17 protein-coding genes are annotated in these 17,997 nt (G+C 72.3%); 7 read left to right on the top strand and 10 right to left on the bottom strand.

Going from position 1 to position 17,997, the window contains the following annotated elements; genetic code table 11:
- Positions 1-1,975: tetratricopeptide repeat protein (locus tag KN815_RS51640; RefSeq protein ID WP_216344860.1), on the top strand; the 1,975-nt coding region annotated here is incomplete at its 5' end.
- Positions 1,976-2,019: 44 nt separating this feature from the next.
- Here KN815_RS51640 and KN815_RS29040 read toward each other — a convergent pair.
- The 3 genes from KN815_RS29040 to KN815_RS29030 form a co-directional block, all read right to left on the bottom strand.
- On the bottom strand, positions 2,020-2,367 hold the full coding sequence (locus tag KN815_RS29040; protein WP_216344859.1) for a hypothetical protein: 348 nt from the start codon (positions 2,365-2,367) through the stop codon (positions 2,020-2,022).
- Positions 2,368-2,478: 111 nt separating this feature from the next.
- Positions 2,479-3,018, bottom strand: coding sequence for a hypothetical protein (locus KN815_RS29035; protein WP_216344858.1), 540 nt, complete (start codon positions 3,016-3,018; stop codon positions 2,479-2,481).
- 173 nt (positions 3,019-3,191) lie between these two features.
- Positions 3,192-3,518, bottom strand: a complete 327-nt coding sequence (locus KN815_RS29030; RefSeq protein WP_059144654.1) for an MmcQ/YjbR family DNA-binding protein — start codon at positions 3,516-3,518, stop codon at positions 3,192-3,194.
- Positions 3,519-3,571: 53 nt separating this feature from the next.
- Here KN815_RS29030 and KN815_RS29025 point away from each other — a divergent pair, with 53 nt between their 5' ends.
- Positions 3,572-4,231 carry a PhzF family phenazine biosynthesis protein gene (locus KN815_RS29025; protein WP_216344857.1) on the top strand — a complete coding sequence of 220 codons (660 nt, stop codon included), beginning with the start codon at positions 3,572-3,574 and terminating at the stop codon, positions 4,229-4,231.
- 48 nt (positions 4,232-4,279) lie between these two features.
- Here KN815_RS29025 and KN815_RS29020 read toward each other — a convergent pair whose 3' ends face one another.
- Both KN815_RS29020 and KN815_RS29015 read right to left on the bottom strand, forming a co-directional pair.
- Positions 4,280-5,203, bottom strand: coding sequence for a pseudouridine-5'-phosphate glycosidase (locus KN815_RS29020; RefSeq protein ID WP_216344856.1), 924 nt, complete (start codon positions 5,201-5,203; stop codon positions 4,280-4,282).
- Complete coding sequence (locus KN815_RS29015) at positions 5,200-6,336, bottom strand: PfkB family carbohydrate kinase (RefSeq protein WP_216344855.1); 1,137 nt, start codon at positions 6,334-6,336, stop codon at positions 5,200-5,202. Before KN815_RS29015 ends, KN815_RS29020 begins: the two co-directional genes overlap by 4 nt.
- 166 nt (positions 6,337-6,502) lie before the next feature.
- Between KN815_RS29015 and KN815_RS29010 the strand changes: the two genes are divergently transcribed.
- The 3 genes from KN815_RS29010 to KN815_RS29000 all read left to right on the top strand — a co-directional run bounded on the left by KN815_RS29010 (position 6,503) and on the right by KN815_RS29000 (position 9,202).
- On the top strand, positions 6,503-7,405 hold the full coding sequence (locus tag KN815_RS29010; protein ID WP_216344854.1) for an ATP-grasp domain-containing protein: 903 nt from the start codon (positions 6,503-6,505) through the stop codon (positions 7,403-7,405).
- Between the two features lie 52 nt (positions 7,406-7,457).
- Complete coding sequence (locus KN815_RS29005) at positions 7,458-8,285, top strand: ATP-grasp domain-containing protein (protein WP_216344853.1); 828 nt, start codon at positions 7,458-7,460, stop codon at positions 8,283-8,285.
- A gap of 161 nt (positions 8,286-8,446) precedes the next feature.
- The gene (locus KN815_RS29000; RefSeq protein ID WP_216344852.1) at positions 8,447-9,202 is read left to right on the top strand and encodes a thioesterase II family protein; all 756 of its coding nucleotides are present in this window, start codon (positions 8,447-8,449) and stop codon (positions 9,200-9,202) included.
- 23 nt (positions 9,203-9,225) lie between these two features.
- Here KN815_RS29000 and KN815_RS28995 read toward each other — a convergent pair whose 3' ends face one another.
- On the bottom strand, positions 9,226-10,440 hold the full coding sequence (locus KN815_RS28995) for a DUF4032 domain-containing protein (RefSeq protein WP_216344851.1): 1,215 nt from the start codon (positions 10,438-10,440) through the stop codon (positions 9,226-9,228).
- A 30-nt stretch (positions 10,441-10,470) separates the two neighbouring features.
- Positions 10,471-11,082, bottom strand: coding sequence for a TetR/AcrR family transcriptional regulator (locus KN815_RS28990; protein WP_216344850.1), 612 nt, complete (start codon positions 11,080-11,082; stop codon positions 10,471-10,473).
- A gap of 159 nt (positions 11,083-11,241) precedes the next feature.
- Here KN815_RS28990 and KN815_RS28985 point away from each other — a divergent pair, with 159 nt between their 5' ends.
- Positions 11,242-12,018, top strand: coding sequence for an SDR family NAD(P)-dependent oxidoreductase (locus tag KN815_RS28985; RefSeq protein ID WP_216344849.1), 777 nt, complete (start codon positions 11,242-11,244; stop codon positions 12,016-12,018).
- A gap of 40 nt (positions 12,019-12,058) precedes the next feature.
- Here KN815_RS28985 and KN815_RS28980 read toward each other — a convergent pair whose 3' ends face one another.
- The 3 genes from KN815_RS28980 to KN815_RS28970 all read right to left on the bottom strand — a co-directional run bounded on the left by KN815_RS28980 (position 12,059) and on the right by KN815_RS28970 (position 17,414).
- Complete coding sequence (locus KN815_RS28980) at positions 12,059-13,930, bottom strand: CASTOR/POLLUX-related putative ion channel (protein WP_216344848.1); 1,872 nt, start codon at positions 13,928-13,930, stop codon at positions 12,059-12,061.
- Positions 13,931-14,101: 171 nt separating this feature from the next.
- Positions 14,102-16,792, bottom strand: coding sequence for a SpoIIE family protein phosphatase (locus tag KN815_RS28975; protein ID WP_216344847.1), 2,691 nt, complete (start codon positions 16,790-16,792; stop codon positions 14,102-14,104).
- A gap of 247 nt (positions 16,793-17,039) precedes the next feature.
- On the bottom strand, positions 17,040-17,414 hold the full coding sequence (locus KN815_RS28970) for a hypothetical protein (RefSeq protein WP_216344846.1): 375 nt from the start codon (positions 17,412-17,414) through the stop codon (positions 17,040-17,042).
- Positions 17,415-17,610: 196 nt separating this feature from the next.
- Here KN815_RS28970 and KN815_RS28965 point away from each other — a divergent pair.
- Positions 17,611-17,997 (top strand): Gfo/Idh/MocA family protein (locus KN815_RS28965; RefSeq protein ID WP_216344845.1); only part of this gene is annotated, 387 nt, incomplete at its 3' end.

Below are 17,997 nucleotides of genomic sequence, written 5' to 3'. Positions count from 1 at the left end.
CCTCGGCCTGGTGCCGGGGGTCGGGGCGCTGGCGGGCGCCGTCGACCCGGTGCCGCTCGCCGAGCGGACCGACCGGCTGCGGGCGGCGCTCAGCTCGCGGTTCCGCGACCACAAGGACGTCCAGCTCGTGCTGGACCCGGTGGAGACGCTGACCCCGCTGCTGGTCAGGGAGTTGTCGGAGGCGGCAGCGGCGGTGCCGTGGCTGGTGCTGCTCTTCGACACCTACGAGCGCCTGGGCCCGCTGCTCGACCCCTGGCTGCGCACCCTGCTGACCAGCGAACGCCTCGGCACCCTCCCCGCCAACACCGTACTGGTGCTGGCCGGGCAGACCCGCCCGGACCCCGGCTGCTGGGGCGAGCTGGCCGATGTGGTCGCGGAGCTGCCGCTGGAGCCGTTCACCGACGCGGAGGCCCGGCAGTTGCTCACCGCCAAGGGGATCACCGATGAGCCGGTGGTGCGGGAGGTGCTGCGGCTCTCCGGCCGGCTGCCGGTGCTGGTGTCCACCCTCGCCGAGAACCCCGGAACCAGCGGCGATCTGGACGACCCCAGCGCCACCGCCGTCGACCGGTTCCTGAAGTGGGAGCGCGATCCGGTGCGCCGCTCCGCCGCCCTGGCGGGCGCGCTGCCCCGGCGGCTGAACGAGGACGTCTTCAGGGCGGCGGTGGACGAGGACGGAGCCGAGCTGTTCGGCTGGCTGCGGTCGCTGCCGTTCATCGGCGACCGTAACGGGGCGGCCCGCTACCACGATGTGGTCCGCGCCCCGATGCTGCGGCTTGGACGGACCACCTCACCGCAGCGGTGGCGCGCGGCGCACACCCGGCTGGCGGAGACCTTCGCCGGGTGGCGCGAGTCGGCCGCCGGGGGGCTCGACACGCGCGACGGGTGGCGGCTGGACGCCTGGAGCGGACCGCGGCTGGAGGAGTGGTACCACCTGCTGTGCGCACGGCCGTCGGCGGCGCTGCCCGGAGCGCTGCGGGACGGCATCGACGCCTGCGACGCGGGACCGGCGGTGGCCCGGCGCTGGGCATCCACCCTGGTCGAGGCGGGCGAGGACGCCGACTCGGACGCGGTGCGCACCTGGGGGCGGCGCCTGGTGGAGGCGCTGGCGGACGAACGGCGGCGCGGTATCGAGGCGCTGGGGCTGCTGCTGGCACGGGCCGGGCTGGACGCCGCCGACCGGGTCGCGGCGCTCGTCGTACGGGGGTGGCACCGCCGGTCGGTCGAGGAGTACGACGGGGCGCTGGAGGACTTCCGCCGGGCGATCGAACTGGACCCCGGGAACGTGCGCGCACACTTCGGGCACGCCGTGGTCCACCGGGCGACCGGGGACTTCACCGCGGCGATGGACGCGCTGGACGGGGTGGAGGCGCTGGAGCCGGGCTCGACCTGGGTTCAGCGGGAGCGCGGGGAGACCTGCCGCCGGGCAGGCCGTTACGAGGAGGCGCTGGCCCGGCTCGACCCGGTGGTCGCGGCCGATCCGGCGGACCATGTGGCCCTGGGCAGCCGCGGCCAGACCATGATGGCGCTCGGCCGGATCCAGGAGGCCCTGGCGGACTTCGACCGGGCCATCGAGCAGCACGGCGACTACACCTGGGCGCTGGTCCGGCGGGCCCGGGTCCGCAGCACTCTGGGGGACGCGGCGGGCGCGCTGGACGACCTGGACCGGGCGGAGGCGCTGGAGCCGGGCATCCCGGGAACGCTGGGCGAGCGCGGCGATGTCCACCGCTTCGCGGGCCGCTACGAGGAGGCCATCGCGGCGTACGACCGGGCGCTGGCCCTCGACCCCGGCTATGCCTGGGCCCTGGGGAGCCGCGCGATGGCCAACGAGGCCCTGGGCAGACGCGCGGAGGCGCTGGCGGATCTGGACCGTGCGGTGGCGCTGAATCCCGGCTACGCCTGGGCCGTGGCGCAGCGCGAGCGATTGCTTCTCGACGGGGACTCACCGGAGGGCGGACGGAACGACGGACCGGTGTGACCTCCCGGCGCCCGTTCTTCCGGCTCCTCTCCCTCCGCGGCCGGTCACCGGCCCTGTCGTGATACGCGCCCGGTGACGCAGGCCGACACCGCGTGGCGTACGGCGCGCAGCACGGCACGGCAGCGCGACAGATACCGGGCCGCGCGGGACCGGCGGACCGGGCGCGGTGCGGCCGATGGAGCCCGTACGGCCGGCGTGGCCGGTGCGCACGTCGGAGCCGGTACGGCCGCGGCCCCGGACGCGTCCTGAGCGGTGGCGTCCACCGGATCGGGAGCGGCCGGACCGTCCGGGGGCGGCGACGGATCGGTGGTCCTGGCCTGCGGGGTGACGGGGCGCCGGGTGGCTTCTGCGCGCATCATCGCGCGCATGGCGGCATAGACATCGATGGGCATGCGGATACTCCTGCGGTCTCGGGCGTCCGATGGCTGAGCGGGCAGGGCACACCGCATCCGGGATCCGCGCGGCAGCCGCGGAAACGGGATGACGGACGTGCCCGGGCCCGGTCAGCAGCGCAGGACGACGGACCGCGAGGAGAGCCGATCGGCCGGGATGCCGCCACCGGCGGCGAACGCGCCGACGCCCGCCGCGAGGTCGGCGGGGCGACCGCGGACCGCGACGAGCACGAGGGGGCCGAGGGACGTCGAGAGGGACCGATGGGCGCCGAAGGAGGCGCCGTGGACCACCCGTCCGGCATGCCGGGCCGGATGCCCGGCGCCGTCCCGGGCGAAGAGCTTGGCCGACGCCGACGCGGTGGAGCGCTCGTCCTCGGTCTCCGGCGCCACCGGAACGGGCGCCGGGACGACGGGAGTCCCGGCGGGGGCCCGGGATGAGGCGGGAGCACCGGCGGCACCGGGCGTGGCCGGGGCCGCAACCGGGTTCGGAGGCCCGGCCGCGCGCTGGTCAGGGCCGGTGGCCGGTGCGTCGCGGACGTCCCCCAGGGCCAGCACGGCATGCAGCAGCGTGACCGCCAGCAGCAGCAGGACGGCGGCCGCGCACGGGCCGCCGCACACCGCGGGGCGGTTCGTGTCGCGGCCGTGCACCATGCGGCCTCCCTCGCCGATCCCCCTCCAGGGAACCCCGCACAGCGGAAGACGGCACTCCGATTACCGGGAAAAGTCCATACTTTCACCCGTGTCGGTTATCTCCTCGAACACACATATCGTCACATTTCGAGGAGTCACCGGTCGCCGTGATGTGATCAGCCGCCGCAGGGTGATCATTCGAGCAGCGTGGCCGGTGCGGCCTGCCGCCAGGAGTCCAGCAGGATGTCCCGCAGCTCATCCACGTCCTCCAGCGCGGCGAGCCGCACCCGCACCCAGGCCGAACTCGCCTCATGGGCGGCCACCCAGAACTTCTCCGGCTCCGCCAGCACCAACTCCTTCCGCTCCTCCTTGGGACATCTGACGGCCATCGAGGTCTCGTCCTCGGGCAAGGTGGCAAACATCTTCCCGGCGACCCGGAAGGTGGGCATCGACCAGGCGATCTTCTCTGTGGTCTCCGGCAGCGACAGGGCGACGGCACGGACATCGTCGGAGGTGGTCATGGCCCGACCGTAGAACACCCCACCGACAAGCGCGCCCATGCTTGAATGCCCAGGTGACGGATCTGGACGTGCTCAAGGTGTTCTGCGGGCCCTATGGCCGCGGCGGCAATGAACTCGGCGTGGTGCGCGACGGCGCCGCCGTGGTCGGCGAGGCGGAGCGGCAGCGGGTCGCCGCCCGGCTGGGGTTCAGCGAGACCGTGTTCGTGGACGATCCGGAGCGCGGCGTCGTCGACATCTACACCCCGAGCGTCCGGCTGCCCTTCGCGGGCCATCCGCTGGTGGGCACCGCCTGGCTGCTGGACCTGCCCGAGCTGCTGCCGCCCGCCGGTGAGGTTCCCGCGCGCCAGGACGGCGAGTTCACCTGGATCACCGGCCGGCCCGCCTGGGCGGCCGGGCGGCGCACCCAGCGGTACGCCTCCCCGGACGAGGTCGAGGCGCTGCCCGCCCCTCCCGAGGGCGAGGGCTGGCTGTACGCCTGGGCGTGGCAGGACGAGGCCGCGGGCCGGGTACGGGCGCGCGCGTTTCCCCGCCGCGGCGACGGGATCGTCGAGGACGAGGCCACCGGCGCCGCCGCCCTGATTCTCTCGGGCGAGCTGGGCCGTGCCCTCAACATCACCCAGGGCGTGGGGTCGCAGATCCTCACCGGTCCCCAGCCGGACGGCTCCATCGAGATCGGCGGCCGGGTCGAGCTGGCCGAGGTCCGCTCGCTGTAGGGCGGTCGCGGAGACAAGGTGGCCCGGCGGAGGTCCGGGCGGTCGCGGTCAGTCCGTACGGGCGTAGTGGATCGCGATCCGCGCCCCGAGGCGTGCGTTGTTCTTGACGAGGGCGATATTGGTCCGCAGGCTCTCCCCCTTGGTCAGCTCGACGATCCGGCCCAGCAGATACGGGGTCGCGTCCTTGCCGCCGATTCCCGCCTCCGCCATCTCGGCGAGGGCCCGCTCGATGATGCCGTCGATCCGCTCGGCGGGGATCTCCTCGGCCTCGGGCACCGGGTTGGCGATGCTCAGCCCCGCCGTCATGCCCAGCTCCCACTGGGCCCGCATGGTGGCGGCGATCTCCTCGGGCGAGTCGACGCGCAGCGGGGAGCGGAAGCCACTCACCCGCGAGTAGAAGGCGGGGAAGTCGTCGGTGCCGTAGGTGAGCACCGGAACGCCCAGGGTCTCCAGCTTCTCCAGGGTCAGTCCGATGTCGAGGATGCTCTTGACCCCGGCGCTGACGACGGCCACCGGGGTGGTGGCGAGCTCGGTGAGATCCGCGCTGATGTCGAACGAGTGCTCCGCTCCCCGGTGCACTCCGCCGATGCCACCGGTGACGAAGACCCGGATCCCGGCGAGCGCGGCGAGCCGCATGGTGGACGCCACGGTGGTGGCGCCATGGCCGCCGCGCGCGATGACATGGGCGAGGTCGCGCACGCTGACCTTGCCGACGTCGGGGCTGGTGGCGAGCAGTTCGAGAGCGGCCCGGTCCAGACCGGCGCGTGGTGTGCCGTGGAGGACGGCGATGGTGGCGGGGACGGCCCCCTCGGCGCGGATGATCTCCTCGACCTCGGTGGCCATCTCGACGTTCTGCGGATACGGCATGCCGTGGCTGATGATCGTGGACTCCAGCGCGACCACCGGACGGCCGTCGCGCAGGGCCTCCGCGACCTCCTCGGTGAGGGTCAGCCAGGGGTGGGGCGTGGTCATGTGGTCCTCCGCAGCGGTGCGTCGAGCGCGTCCTCGATCAGACGCGGGGTCAGGTCGGGTCGTACGGTGGCGGGGGTGGCCACGGTCAGCGCGGCGGCGGCGTGGCCGTAGCGGGCGGCGTCGACCGGGTCGGCGCCGCCGAGCAGGGCGTATGCGAACGCGCCGAGCATCGCGTCGCCGGCCCCGGTGACGTCGTGCACCTCGGCCGGTGGCGCCTCCAGCGGCACCCGGCCCTCGTCGAGGGTGCTCAGCAGGGAGCCGCGCGCACCGAGCCGCACCCACACATGCCGCACGCCGCGCTCGTGGAGGGCGGCCACGGCCCCGAGCAGCTCCGGATCGTCCGCGGCGGCCTCCCCGTCGAGGTCCCGGCCGGTGAGCGCGCCCAGCTCCGCCACGTTCGGCGTGACGGCGAAGACCGGCCGCCCGGTGGCGAACAGCGGGGCGAGCAGCGCCGCCTTGGGGACGCTCACCGGGTCGATCAGCGTCTGGACGCCGGTGGCGGCGGCGATGTCCAGGACGTACGAGAGCACCCGCGGGGAGAGGTTCCCGTCCAGCACCAGCAGACCGGCGTGGCCGATCAGCTCACGCGCGGGGTGCAGATGCTCGGGGCCGAGCGCGTCGGTGGCGGCCATGTCGGCGATGGCCACGACCAGATCGCCGTCGGCGTCCAGCACCGCCGTATAGGTGCCGGTGGGATGCGGGCCGCGGTGCATATGGTCGATGCGCACCCCGGCGGCCTGAGTCTCGCTCAGCAGCCGCTCCCCCGCCGCGTCCTGACCCACGGCGGCGATGAGATGGGTGGGGGTGCCCAGCCGGGCGAGGTTCTCGGCGATATTGCGGGCGACCCCGCCGGGGCTGGTGTGGGACCGGCCCGGATTGCTGGTGCGGTACGCGACGGGCGCGAGGCTGCGCACCTTGATGTCCACATTGGCCCCGCCGATGACCACCACCGCGTGTTCCTGGCGCAGTATGTAGCCGCGCCCCAGGATGGCGCCCTTCTTGCCCAGGTTGGAGAGATGGACGTTGACCGCGGCCCGGGTGGTCCCGAGGGCGTCGGCGATGGACTGGGCCCCGGCCAGCGGGTCCCGCCGCAGCAGCGCGAGAATCTCCCGTTCCCTGCGCGTCAGCATCATGCTCAGCAGAGTAAAGGACCCTTAGCCCGATAAACAGGGCGCTGACACCCATGGGTTGGCCCGGGAGATCGTAAAAGAACGGCGGATGACATCCTGGGAAGCCATGGCGCGCCGGACACTCTCGGCAGCGGCCCGGGAACCTGTCCGGTGACGAGGAAGAAGGCCGATGAGACTCTGCTTTCTGGTGGAGGAGCGCTATCGCCATGACGGGATGCCCCGCGAGGTGATCCGTCAGCTCTCCGCCTGGGGCCACCAGGTGGACGTGGTCCGGCCGGGCGCTTCCCTGCTGCGGATGTCCGATGCGGTGCGGGCGGGCAGCCATGACGCCTGGGTGCTCAAGACGGTGTCCGGAGGCCCCGGGCTGACGCTGCTGGAGGCCGCGTCGGCGGTCGGGCTGACCACCGTCAACGACGCCCGCGCCATCCGCGGCGTACGGGACAAGGCGCTGGCCGCCGCCATCGGGCGCAGCCGGGGGCTGCCGCTGCCGCCCACCTACGCGGCGGCCCGGCCCGAGGCGCTGGAGGAGATACCCGAGGCCGAGTTCCCGCTGGTGGTCAAGCCCGCGGACGGCAGCTCCGGGCGGGCCGTGCGGCTGGTGCCGACACCGGACCGGCTGCGGGCGCTGCGCGCCGAACTGGCCGTGGAGGGCATGCTCATCGCCCAGCCCTATGTGCCGAATTCGGGCATCGACCTCAAGGTGTACTGCGTGGACGGGGAGTTGCACGCGACCGAGCGCAGCTCACCGCTCGGCCCCGACGGGGGCGCTCGCGGCCGTCGGGTGCGGCTGTCCGCCGAAGTGGCGGCCATCGCCGCCGAGGTGGGTGCGGTCTACGGCCTCGATCTGTACGGGGTGGACGTACTGCTGGGCCCGGACGGGCCGGTGGTCGTCGATGTGAACGACTTCCCCAGCTTCAAGGAGGTGCCGGACGCGGCGGCCCGGGTGGGGCGTGCGGTGCTGGAGTTGGCGCGCAGGGGCGGCGCCCGGTCCGGGACGGGGCCTGTCGGTGCCCTCACCGAGCCGATGCCGGCTCCGGAGCCGGTCCCGGCCGTGGCCACGGGCCGGATATGACCGCGGACCGTGGCCATGGGACGGCTGTGAACACGACGGTGAGCGGCGGCCGATGAGGATCGGTCTGATCACTGCCGACCCCGGCCATCAACTCCTCTCCGATACGGCGGAGTTGCTGACGCCCCGCCATGAGGTGGTGGCGCTCGACCCGGGCGGCCACGACCCCCAGCAAGACCTGGCCGACCCCGGGGAACTCGCCGACGTCTATCTGCTGAAGGCCCGGACGCCGCGTGCGCTGGCGCTCGCCCGCTCCCTGGAACGGCGCGGCGCCCCGGTGGTCAACTCCGCCGCGGCCACCGCGCTGTGCCAGGACCGGACGGCGATGGCCGAACTGGCGCTCCGCGCCGGTCTGCCGTTCGCCCCCACCCGTACCGTGGCCTCGCTCGCCGGGCTGACGGCTGAGCCGCTGCCTCGTCCGGTCGTCGTCAAGAGCCGCCACAGCCGCCGCCATGATCTGGTGGCCCGTGTCGACGACGCCGCACGGCTGCGCGCCCTGAGCGCCGACTGGGCGGATGAGCCCGTGGTGGTGCAGGACTTCACCCCGAACGACGGCTGGGACCACAAGCTGTGGGTGATCGCGGGCCGGGTGTTCGCCGCGCTGCGCCGGTCGGAGCTGGCGGCCGGCGGCCGCGGTCCGAGCCTGCCGCTCGCCCTGGACGCGCTGCCGCCCGGCTGGCTGGATCCGGTGCGGCGCGTCGGTCCGGTGTTCTCGCTGGGCGTCTACGGCGTGGATCTGATCGACGCGGGGGGCGGCGCCCCGCTGATCGTGGACATCAACGCCTTCCCTGGCGTCCGCGGTCAGTCCGGCGCCCCCGAGGCGCTGGCGGCCCTGGCCCTGCGGACCGCCGAACGGGGCCGGCTCACCGCGCCCCGCACATGACCGACACGAGGGAAATACTAGGGGACTCCGGTCCGAAATAGGGGTGGTCGCAGGTCGGACCCGTCCGGCAGGGTGGTCTACTGGTCTCCGCGCGACCCGAGGCACGCGCGCGACAGCCACCCGACAGCCGCCGTAGCACGAACGGCGCGAAAGGACATCACGTGACCGCAAACCCCACCGGCACAAGCCTGTGGATCAGGCAGTTCCACCCCGCGCCGGCCGCGGCGACGCGACTCATCTGCCTGCCCCACGCCGGCGGGTCCGCCTCCTACTACTTCCCCGTCTCCAAGGCGCTCTCGCCCACGCTCGATGTGCTCGCCGTGCAGTACCCGGGGCGCCAGGACCGGCGCAACGAGAAGTGCATAGACAACATCCCCGAGCTGGCCGACGCGCTGGTGCCGGAGCTGCTGCCCTTCACGGACAAGCCGGTGGCGCTTTTCGGCCACAGCATGGGCGCCACCCTCGCCTTCGAGGTGGCCCTGCGCCTGGAGCAGAAGGGCGTGGTGCCGGTGGCGCTGTTCGCCTCGGGGCGGCGCGCCCCCTCCTGCCACCGTGACGAGTCCGTCCACCTCCGCGACGACGACGGGCTGATCGCCGAGGTGAAGGCGCTCGCCGGGACCGACACCCAGCTCCTGGGCGACGACGAGATCCTGCGGATGGTGCTGCCCGCGATCCGCAGCGACTACAAGGCGGCCGAGACCTACCGCTACACCTCCGGCCCGCGGCTGGCGACGCCGATCCACGCGCATGTGGGGGACGACGACCCCAAGGCGAGCGTCGAGGAGGCCCGCGCCTGGGGCGAGCACACCACCGGTGGCTTCGACCTCCAGGTCTACTCCGGCGGCCACTTCTACCTCAACGACGAGGCCCCGCGGGTCATCGCCTCGATCCGCAAGGTGCTGACCGAGCGGTCCTGAACCATCGGCCGGCCGCGGGGCGTTCAGCCGTGCGGCCGGTCCGCCAGGACGGTTCGTATGTAGTCCTCGACGGTGGCCTCCAAGCCCACGTCACGCCCGGCCCGCTCGGACAACAGCCAGCGGTGTTCGAGCAGTTCGTAGTAGATCTGCGCGGTGTCGGTGACACCGCGCAGCTCCTTGGGAACTCTTCGCACGGTGGGCCGGAAGACATCGCGGACCCACCGGTGGGCGAGCACCTCAGGGCGTGCGCCGAGCGGATCGCCGGGCGCGTAGTCGTCCTGTGTGGCCATCCAGGTCTCCAGATCGTTCAGGAGGCTGCGGGCCTGGTTCTCCTCGGCGTCGAGTCCGGTCAGCCGCAGCAACTGCCGCTGGTGGTGGCCCGCGTCGACGACCTTGGGCACGAAGGTGACGGTGTCGCCGTCGGGTGAGCGCTCGATCTGCATCTCCGCCACGTCGAACCCGAGGTCGTTCAGGCGCCGGACGCGCTGGTCGATGGCGTGGCGCTGGGCGAGCGGATAGACCGACTGGCGGGTCAGCTCATGCCACAGGTCGCGGTAGCGCTCGGCGATGGCCTCGCCGAAGAGCACCGGGTCGACCGAGGGGTGCAGCGAGCCGCTCGCCTCCAGGTCCATCAGCTCGCCCGCGATGTTCACCCGCGCCACCTCGACGTCGTAATCCCGCTGTCCGCTGGTGAGCCTCGGCTGGATCTGGCCGGTCTCGGCGTCGACCAGATAGGCGGCGTACGCGCCCGCGTCGCGCCGGAAGAGGGTGTTGGACAGCGAGCAGTCGCCCCAGGCGAACCCGGCCAGATGCAACCGCACCAGCAGCACGGCGAGCGCGTCGAGCAGCCGTCGGATGGTGCTCGGCCGCATGGTCGTCTGGAACATCGAGCGGTACGGCTGCGAGCCCACCAGATGGCGGGTGATCAGCGCCGGTTCCAGTGGTTCGCCGTGCTCGTCGATGCGCCCGGTGACCACCGCGAGCGCGTCCACCGCGGGGACCGCGAGCCGGTCCAGGTCGCGCAGCAGCCCGTACTCGCGTACCGCCGCCCACTCACCGACCTCCTTGACCGCGACGATCTCGCCGCCCGCCCGCGCGAAGCGGACGACATGGCGGGAGATGCCCCGCGGCAGCGCGACCAGGTGCTCCTCCGGCCACTGCTCCAGGGGGATGTTCCATGGCAGATCGAGCAGCGACGCCGGATGCTCGGGCGAGGTGGCGGTGATCTGGAGCTCCATGACACCCCAGTGTGCGGTACGGGGGTGTGATCAGAGCCGGTCGGGCAGTGGGGTGCTCGCCGGTGCGCGCATTCCGTCGAGGACGACCGTGACACACCGTTCGACCTGGAGCCGGTCGGCCGGGAGGTCCAGCACACAGGCTCCGGCGGCGGCCGCCCTGGCCAGGAACGGGATGTCCCGCCAGGACAGATCGGCGCGCAGTACGCCGTCCCGCTGGGCGCGTTCGGTCAGGCGCTGTACGCGATCGAGCAGGGTGCGGCGGGCGGCGGCCACCTGGGGTCCGCCGCGGTCGTCGAGGGAGTCCGAGAGCCCCGCGTTCTCGCCGGTGCGCAGGGCGAGGCCGGTGAAGAACCGGGTGAAGGCCGGCCAGGAGTCGTCCTCGCCCAGGGCCTGTTCGGCGCTGTCGGCGAGTTCGCCGAGCACATCGAGGAGGACGGCTTCCAGCAGGTGGGCCCGCTCGGGGAAGCGGCGGTAGACGGTGCCGACGCCGACACCGGCCAGCCGCGCGATCTCGTGATAGCTGACGTCGAAGCCATGGACGGCCACCGCCTGGCGTGCGGCGGTCAGGACGCGGGCGGCGTTGCGCCGCGCGTCCGCGCGCGGCGGTCTGGGGGGCCGCTGAGCGGAGGACATGCCCGTCATGTCCCCAGCCTAGTCAGAAGTGGACAGAAGCTGTCCACCTCCGTACGCTGAACTCTAAACGGACAAGATCTGTCCACTTAGTCGGCGGCACCACGGCCGCCTACCCCACCGGCCGCTCGCCACACGGCCCACCCGCACGACCGAACAGGAGCCACGGGCATGAGCCATCTCGACGGCATGACCGCGGTGATCACCGGGGGCAGCGAGGGCCTCGGCTACGCCATCGCCGACGCCTTCGCCACCGAGGGCGCCGACCTGGTGCTGCTCGCCCGTGACCAGGAGAAGCTCGACCGGGCCCGGCACACCCTGGCCGGACACGGCACCACCGTACGCAGCCTCTCCGTCGATCTGGCCGACCCCGGCGCCGTGACCACCGCCGCGCGTCGGGTGCTCGCGCTCACCGGACGGGTGGACACCCTGGTCAACAACGCGGGCACGGCGCACTTCAGCCCGCTCGCCCAGACCTCGGCCGACTCCTTCGACGCCATGCTCCATCTCAATGTCCGGGTGCCCTTCCTCCTCGCCCAGGCGCTGCTGCCCGCGCTCGTCGAGGGCCGCGGCAGCATCATCAACATCAGCAGCTACTGGGCGCACAAGATGGTCGCCGACCGCCCGTCCGCGGCCTACTCCGCCACCCGCGGCGCCATCAACGCGATGACCCGGGCCCTCGCCAATGAGCTGGGCCCCTCCGGTGTCCGGGTCAACGGCATCGCCCCCGGCGCCGTCCGCACCCCCACCTACGAACGGGCCCATCTCGCCCCGATGAGCGCCGAGGAGCGCGACGACCACGACCGCCGCACCCGGGACGCCTATCCCCTGGGCCGGGTCGGCGAACCCCACGAGGTGGCCGCCGCGGCGGCCTTCCTCGCCTCCCCGCGGGCCGGCTGGACCACCGGCACCATCATGAACGTGGACGGCGGGCTGACCGTCCGCTGACGACCCTCGCGGGAACCCGGCGGCCGATGGAGCCGCTGGTTCAGTCCTCGGCCAGAACCACGACCGTATCGCCCTCCTCCAAGGTCAGCGGCGCTGTCTTGGACGGGTTGAGGTGGACGCCGTAGAGCGGTGGCTCATCGCTCTGCCGGGCCAGCCGGTAGCCGATGGCCGTCTCACCGCGCTGCCGGGCGGCCTCGATGACGGTGGCGAAGTTGGCCTCCGCTCCGGGTATCAGATAGCTGGGCGCGGGTTTGAGGTAGATCTCGGATCCCTCTGGGTCGAAGAGGTCGGCGAAGACCGCGTACAGATGGCGGTTCTCGGTGAGCTGGGTCAGCAGCAGGCTGATCACCTTGGTGGAGACGATGAAGTCGTCGGCCTTGGTGACCTGCGCGACCTCGCGGTTGGCGTCGTCGTGCATCTCGGTGACGATCGAATACGGATCGCCGAGCTGGATCTCGATGTCGCGCAGATGGAGCAGGGTGACCAGAGTGCGGTCATCGGCCCGGCCGGGGTCGATCCCGTCATCCGTGAGCACCACGATATGGCGGTAGCCGTCCAGTCCGAGCGCCTCCAGCGACGGACGGCGGGTGGGTTCGCAGTGCTTGAAGCCGACCGTGAGGTTCCTCAGCTCCCGGTTCGCCTCCTCGCGGGGCGGGCGCGGGGCGGCGATGTCCACCACCGAGCCGGGTTTCACCAGCAGGTCGAGCTGCGCGATGATCTTCTCCGCGCGGGAGTTCCAGCCGATCAGCAGGGTCCGGTCCGGTACCGGCGGCCGGAGCGCGGCCGTGGCCATCGCCGAGCGCTCGATCCGGGGCCGGGTGGCCGCCGTCTTGATGAGCAGATCGTCCTCGGCGAGCATCAGCAGCCGGTCCCCGCGCTCGATCACGGTGTCCATGGCGGGGTTGACCAGTGCCTCGCCGTCCGCGCGCCACACACCGATGGGCACACCGAGTTCGAAGGCGTTCAGCGACTCCCCGTAGGTGGCGCCGGCCAGTGCGGGCACGTGCCAGGGGTAGATCTCGTTGCCGATGAAGCTGAGCAGTTCATTGAAGACGGTGGACAGTCCGGACTGGCGGTGGGACTGCACGATCAGCCCGACCGCGATGTCATCGGCGTCGATCACCAGCGCGGTGTCCCCCGCGGCCAGCCGGGCGGCCGCCAGATTCGCCGAACTCTGCACGGCGGCCACCACATTGGGCCGTGTCCCGGTCCAGGTGCGGCCGTTGAGCAGCAACAGCGTCTTGATGACGTCGATGTCGCTGTCGTCCCCGATGGGCGAGAGCACCATGATGGCCTTGGCGCTGTCCGGGCTCACCAGCTCCAGGTCGCCGCGCTGGAGCGGATTGCCGGAGCGGCAGATCACCCGGGTCTTCCCGGTGTCCGGGATGCGGCGCCGGATCTCGTCCTCCATGTCGACCTTGTCGCGGTCGGCGAGGATCACCACACATGAGCGCCGCTCGCTCTGGTTGGCCTCCGCCAGCTCCGCTATCACCGTGAAGACCTGCTCCGACCAGCCCAGCACAATGGTGTGGTGGTGCTCGATCAGCCGTGATGTGCCCTTGCGCAACTGCTGGATCCGGGCCTCGAGGCCGGTGGTCATCACACCGATCAGCGCGCTGACGATGAAGATTCCGCCGATGGTCACCGTGAGCATGAGGATCAGGAACAGCGGCCGGCCCGTGTCCCCGCCCATCGTGCCCGGGTCGAGGGTCCGCAGCAGGCTCATCCAGACGATGCCGAGCCAACCGCCGTTGTCCGCGGTGTCCTTGTGGGCGAAGGTGACCACCACCGCGGAGACCAGGGTGATCAACGCCAGTGAGGCCAGCCCCAGCCAGCCGATCAGCGCCGGGGTGCCACGGTCCATCGTCCCGTCGAACCAGTACCGCAGCCGCTCCCGCAGCCTCTTGCGCATGCCGCATTCCTCCATAGCCCATCACGCCGCCGGGCCCAACGGCCCGTGGTGAGCGGCGCTTTACGCCATGAGGGTGTCGCCTGACCCCGCTTCAGCGCCAATCGGGCGCCGCCGGTGACCAGCGGAGAGCCCATCCGGCGCGCCCGCCTGCGACCATGCGGGGCGGCGGGGTCAGCCGGGGATGTCGTCCCACTGGTCGAGGAGGTCGCCCCCCTCGGCGTCGGCCGGCGGGAGCATCGGGTCGGTCAGCGGCTGCTCGGCCCAGATGATCTTACCGTTGGGGGTGTAGCGGGTCCCCCAGCGCAGCGCGTACTGGGCGACGAGGAAGAGCCCTCGGCCGCCTTCGTCGGTGGTGGCGGCGCGCCGCAGATGCGGGGAGGTGCTGGAGCCGTCGGCCACCTCGCAGATGAGAGTGCGGGCGCGCAGCAGCCGGACGCGGCTGGGGGCGCATCCGTAGCGGATGGCGTTGGTCATCAGCTCGCTGAGGATGAGTTCGGTGGTGAAGGCGATCCCCTCCAGGCCCCATGCGGTGAGTTGCTCGGCGGCCTCGTTGCGGATGCGGGCGACCGCGGCGGGGTCGGAGGGCAGCTCCCATTCGGCGACATGCTCGGGGTCCAGCAGATGGGTGCGGGCGACCAGGAGGGCGATGTCGTCGCCGGGGTGGGCGGAGGTCATGGTGTCGAAGACGGCCTGGCAGGTCTCCTCCGGGGTGCCGTCGGGCAGTTGGGCGAGGGTGGTGCGCAGGAGGCCGAGGCCCTCGTCGCAGTCCCGGCCCTGGTCCCGGATCAGCCCGTCGGTGAACAGGGCCAGCCGGCTGCCCTCGGGCAGCTCCAGCTCGACGGTCTCGATGGGTTCGCCACCCAGGCCCAGCGGCGGGGCGAGGGGGATGTCGGGGAAGGTCACGGTGGAGTCCGGGAGGACCACCGCCGGGCCCGGGTGGCCGGCGCCCGCCACCGTGCAGCGGCCGGAGACCGGGTCGTAGATGGCGTACAGACAACTGGCGCCGCTGATCCCCGGGGCGTCGGTGCCCGCGGCGGCCTGGTCCTGGTCGAACCGGCTGGCCAGCTCGTCGAGATGGGCGATGAGCTCATCCGGCGGCAGGTCGAGGGCGGAGAAGTTGTGCACGGCGGTGCGCAGCCGGCCCATGGTGGCGGCGGCGTGCAGTCCGTGGCCGACGACATCGCCGACCGCGAGGGCGACCCGGCCGCCGGGCAGGGAGATGACGTCGAACCAGTCGCCGCCGACTCCGGCCTGGGCGGGCAGATAGCGGTGGGCCACGTCCAGGGCGTCCTGCTCGGGCAGGCCCTGGGGCAGCAGACTGCGCTGGAGGGTGGCCGCCATGGCGTGTTCGCGGGTGTAGCGGCGGGCGTTGTCGATGGCCACCGCGGCGCGGGCGACCAGCTCCTCGGTGAGCGCCACATCGTCCTGGTCGAACGGCTCGGACTGCTCGGAGCGCCAGAAGGTGGCGATACCCAGGGTGACGTCCCGGGCCCGCAGCGGGATGGTGATCATCGAGTGGATGCCGTACTTGACGATCTTCGTCGCCTGTTCGGGATCCTGCTCCTGCCATCCCTCATAGGCCCGCAGATCCGCCTCGAGCACCGGCCGGCCCGCGCCGAAGCCCAGCGCCTGGGGCACGGTGCCGGCGTAGGTGATCATCTTGCCGACCCGCCACAGCGGATGGTCGGCCCGGATGCCACTGGTGGCGGTGCGGCGCATGGCGCTGCCCGCGGGCTCGTCGCCACGCAGCACGGGGTCCACGAGGTCGACGGTGGCGAAGTCGGCGAACCACGGGACGCCGAACTGGGTCAGCTCCTCGGCGGTCCGCACGACGTCCAGAGTGGTGCCGATATTCGAGCCCGCCTCGAAGAGCAGCCTCAGCCGCCGCTCCGCCACTTCGGCCTTGCCGGACAGTGCGCGCAGTTCGGTGGAGTCACGGAGCGTGGCGACACTGCCGGATATTCCGCCGTCCCACCGGGTGGGGCGCTGGTTGACGGCGAGCAGCCGGTCCCCGGCCAGATGCACCTCGTCGGTGGCGACCCGGCCCGAAGCGAGCAGCTCGGCGGTGCGCGGCTCGATGCCCAGCTCGGTGATGCGGCGGCCCTCGGCGTTCCGGGGCAGATCGAGCAGCCGGCCGGCCTCGTCGTTGGCGAGGACGAGACGGCCATGGCTGTCGACGATGAGCACGCCTTCGCGCACGGAGTGCAGGACGGCGTCGTGGTGCTCGTACATGCGGGTCATCTGGGCGGGGCCGAGCCCTCGCGTCTGGCGCCGCAGCCGCCCGCCGACCAGCGCCGTCCCGCCGGTGGCGAGCGCCAGCGCACCGGCGGCGGAGCCGAAGACCAGCGGCAACTGGCGCTCGACCCGGCCGCTCACATCCGCGGCGGTCATTCCGGCGCACACCACACCGGCCACGGTGCCGTTGGCCCGGGGGATCGGGACGGTGGACTGGACCTCCCGGCCGAGGGGCCCCTGCACGGCCTCGGTGACGATCTTGCCCTTCACCACGGGCCGCCAGTCCGCGACGATTTCCTTGCCGATGAACTCCGGCCTGGGGTGGGTGTACCGGATGCCCTTGGTGTTCGCCACGACCACGAAGTCCAGATGTGCCCGCTTACGGGTCTCCTCGGCCCGGGGCTGCAACAGGGCGGTGGGATTGTCCGCACGCATCGCGGACGCGATGCCCGGGGAGGTGGCGAAGGTCTGGGCGACGGCGGTCGCGCGGCGGATGGCCTCCTGCTCGCTGTCGATACGCGCCTGGAGGATGAGCGCCGTCGTGGCCGCGACGATGAGCAGGCCGACAAGCAGCACTTGGACAGCGAAAACCTGCCCGGCGATGCTGCGTACGCTCAAGCTGCGCATGCTCAAGAACGAACGGAAGCGCTTCCAGGAGAGGGGGTGTGGGGCAGGTCTTGACCGACCGAAAACTCCTACCACGCACCCTTCCTACCATTTTTCACCCTCGGACCGTGAAGCCTGGTGGCCCACGATCGGGGACCGTCCCGGCCACCGATACACATCGGCACGGTGCGTGGCGGCTCGCTCACACATCGCTCACCGCGGGGCTCCTCGTCGAGCACCACGGGTCATATCGGCCCCGCTACCACGGTCACACATCGAGCCGGTGGGCCACAGCCCGCATGGCCGCCCTCGCGGCGTCCAGGTCCACCCGTGTCCGGTCGGCCACCAGATAGAGAAAGACACCCTGGCGGGTGCGCTGGCTGAGCGGACGGATCAGGTGATATTCGGTGTCCAGCGTGACCACGATGTCCTCGAGACGATCCGGGTCGTAGCCGAGCAGCTCCAGAGTGGACAGCTTGGCCCGCATGACGTCCGTGTCCCCGTACGCCACCTTCTCCAGGTCCGGACCGCGCGGGGTCTGGACGGCACCCAGGGTGATCCGGCTCAGATAGTCCACGAGCGAGGCCGCGAGCACGCCCTCGCACTCCATCATCTCGTGCAGCGACTCCTCGATGTCGATCATGGCCCGTCGCCCTCCCGGGACCTGGGGATCATGTCCACATATTTCATCCTTGCACAGGGTGCGCCGACACACCCCCGCGCCCGTCCGATGCCCGGCGCCGGGTGCCCCACCCCGTGGTGGCGGGCCGCCGATCGTCCTATTCTGCGCACGCGTTGATCGACTTCGGATTGAATCGTCGCTTCCCGCTGGAGGACGCATGACCGTCGGCAGCACCCCGTCCCGGGCCGTGGTGGTGGGCACCGGCTCCCGGGCCCAGATGTTCACCGAGGCGCTGGCCCGCCGCCCGCGGCTCAGGGTCGCCGCGCTGTGCGATCCGAACCCGGTGCGCATCGCCCACCACCAGCGGCTGCTGAAGGAGGCGGGCGAGCCGGAGGCCGCCGCCTGGAGCCCCGAGGAGTTCGAGCGGCGGCTGCGCGCGGACGATATCCAGGAGGTGGTGGTGACCTGCGTGGACGCGCTGCACGACGCGTATGTCGTGCCCGCGCTGCGGGCCGGCTGCCGGGTGGTCACCGAGAAGCCGATGACCACCGACGCGGCCAAGTGCCGTCGCATCCTGGAGACGGTCCAGGAGACCGGCAACCAT

This window comes from Streptomyces niphimycinicus (genome assembly GCF_018883605.1).
GTDB lineage: Bacteria > Actinomycetota > Actinomycetes > Streptomycetales > Streptomycetaceae > Streptomyces > Streptomyces niphimycinicus.
The sequence above is the reverse complement of the archived record's forward strand: the minus strand, read 5'-3'. Positions and strand labels throughout refer to the sequence as shown.

What these genes read in the sequence shown, in the direction of transcription:
- KN815_RS28995 (WP_216344851.1), bottom strand. Translation starts at nt 10,440, where the DNA reads ATGGAGCTCCAGATCACCGCCACCTCGCCCGAGCATCCGGCGTCGCTG.
- KN815_RS29010 (WP_216344854.1), top strand. Translation starts at nt 6,503, where the DNA reads ATGAGACTCTGCTTTCTGGTGGAGGAGCGCTATCGCCATGACGGGATG.
- KN815_RS29035 (WP_216344858.1), bottom strand. Translation starts at nt 3,018, where the DNA reads ATGGTGCACGGCCGCGACACGAACCGCCCCGCGGTGTGCGGCGGCCCG.
- KN815_RS29030 (WP_059144654.1), bottom strand. Translation starts at nt 3,518, where the DNA reads ATGACCACCTCCGACGATGTCCGTGCCGTCGCCCTGTCGCTGCCGGAG.
- KN815_RS29040 (WP_216344859.1), bottom strand. Translation starts at nt 2,367, where the DNA reads ATGCCCATCGATGTCTATGCCGCCATGCGCGCGATGATGCGCGCAGAA.
- KN815_RS28990 (WP_216344850.1), bottom strand. Translation starts at nt 11,082, where the DNA reads ATGACGGGCATGTCCTCCGCTCAGCGGCCCCCCAGACCGCCGCGCGCG.
- KN815_RS28980 (WP_216344848.1), bottom strand. Translation starts at nt 13,930, where the DNA reads ATGCGCAAGAGGCTGCGGGAGCGGCTGCGGTACTGGTTCGACGGGACG.
- KN815_RS28985 (WP_216344849.1), top strand. Translation starts at nt 11,242, where the DNA reads ATGAGCCATCTCGACGGCATGACCGCGGTGATCACCGGGGGCAGCGAG.
- KN815_RS29005 (WP_216344853.1), top strand. Translation starts at nt 7,458, where the DNA reads ATGAGGATCGGTCTGATCACTGCCGACCCCGGCCATCAACTCCTCTCC.
- KN815_RS29015 (WP_216344855.1), bottom strand. Translation starts at nt 6,336, where the DNA reads ATGATGCTGACGCGCAGGGAACGGGAGATTCTCGCGCTGCTGCGGCGG.
- KN815_RS29020 (WP_216344856.1), bottom strand. Translation starts at nt 5,203, where the DNA reads ATGACCACGCCCCACCCCTGGCTGACCCTCACCGAGGAGGTCGCGGAG.
- KN815_RS28975 (WP_216344847.1), bottom strand. Translation starts at nt 16,792, where the DNA reads ATGCGCAGCTTGAGCGTACGCAGCATCGCCGGGCAGGTTTTCGCTGTC.
- KN815_RS28970 (WP_216344846.1), bottom strand. Translation starts at nt 17,414, where the DNA reads ATGATCGACATCGAGGAGTCGCTGCACGAGATGATGGAGTGCGAGGGC.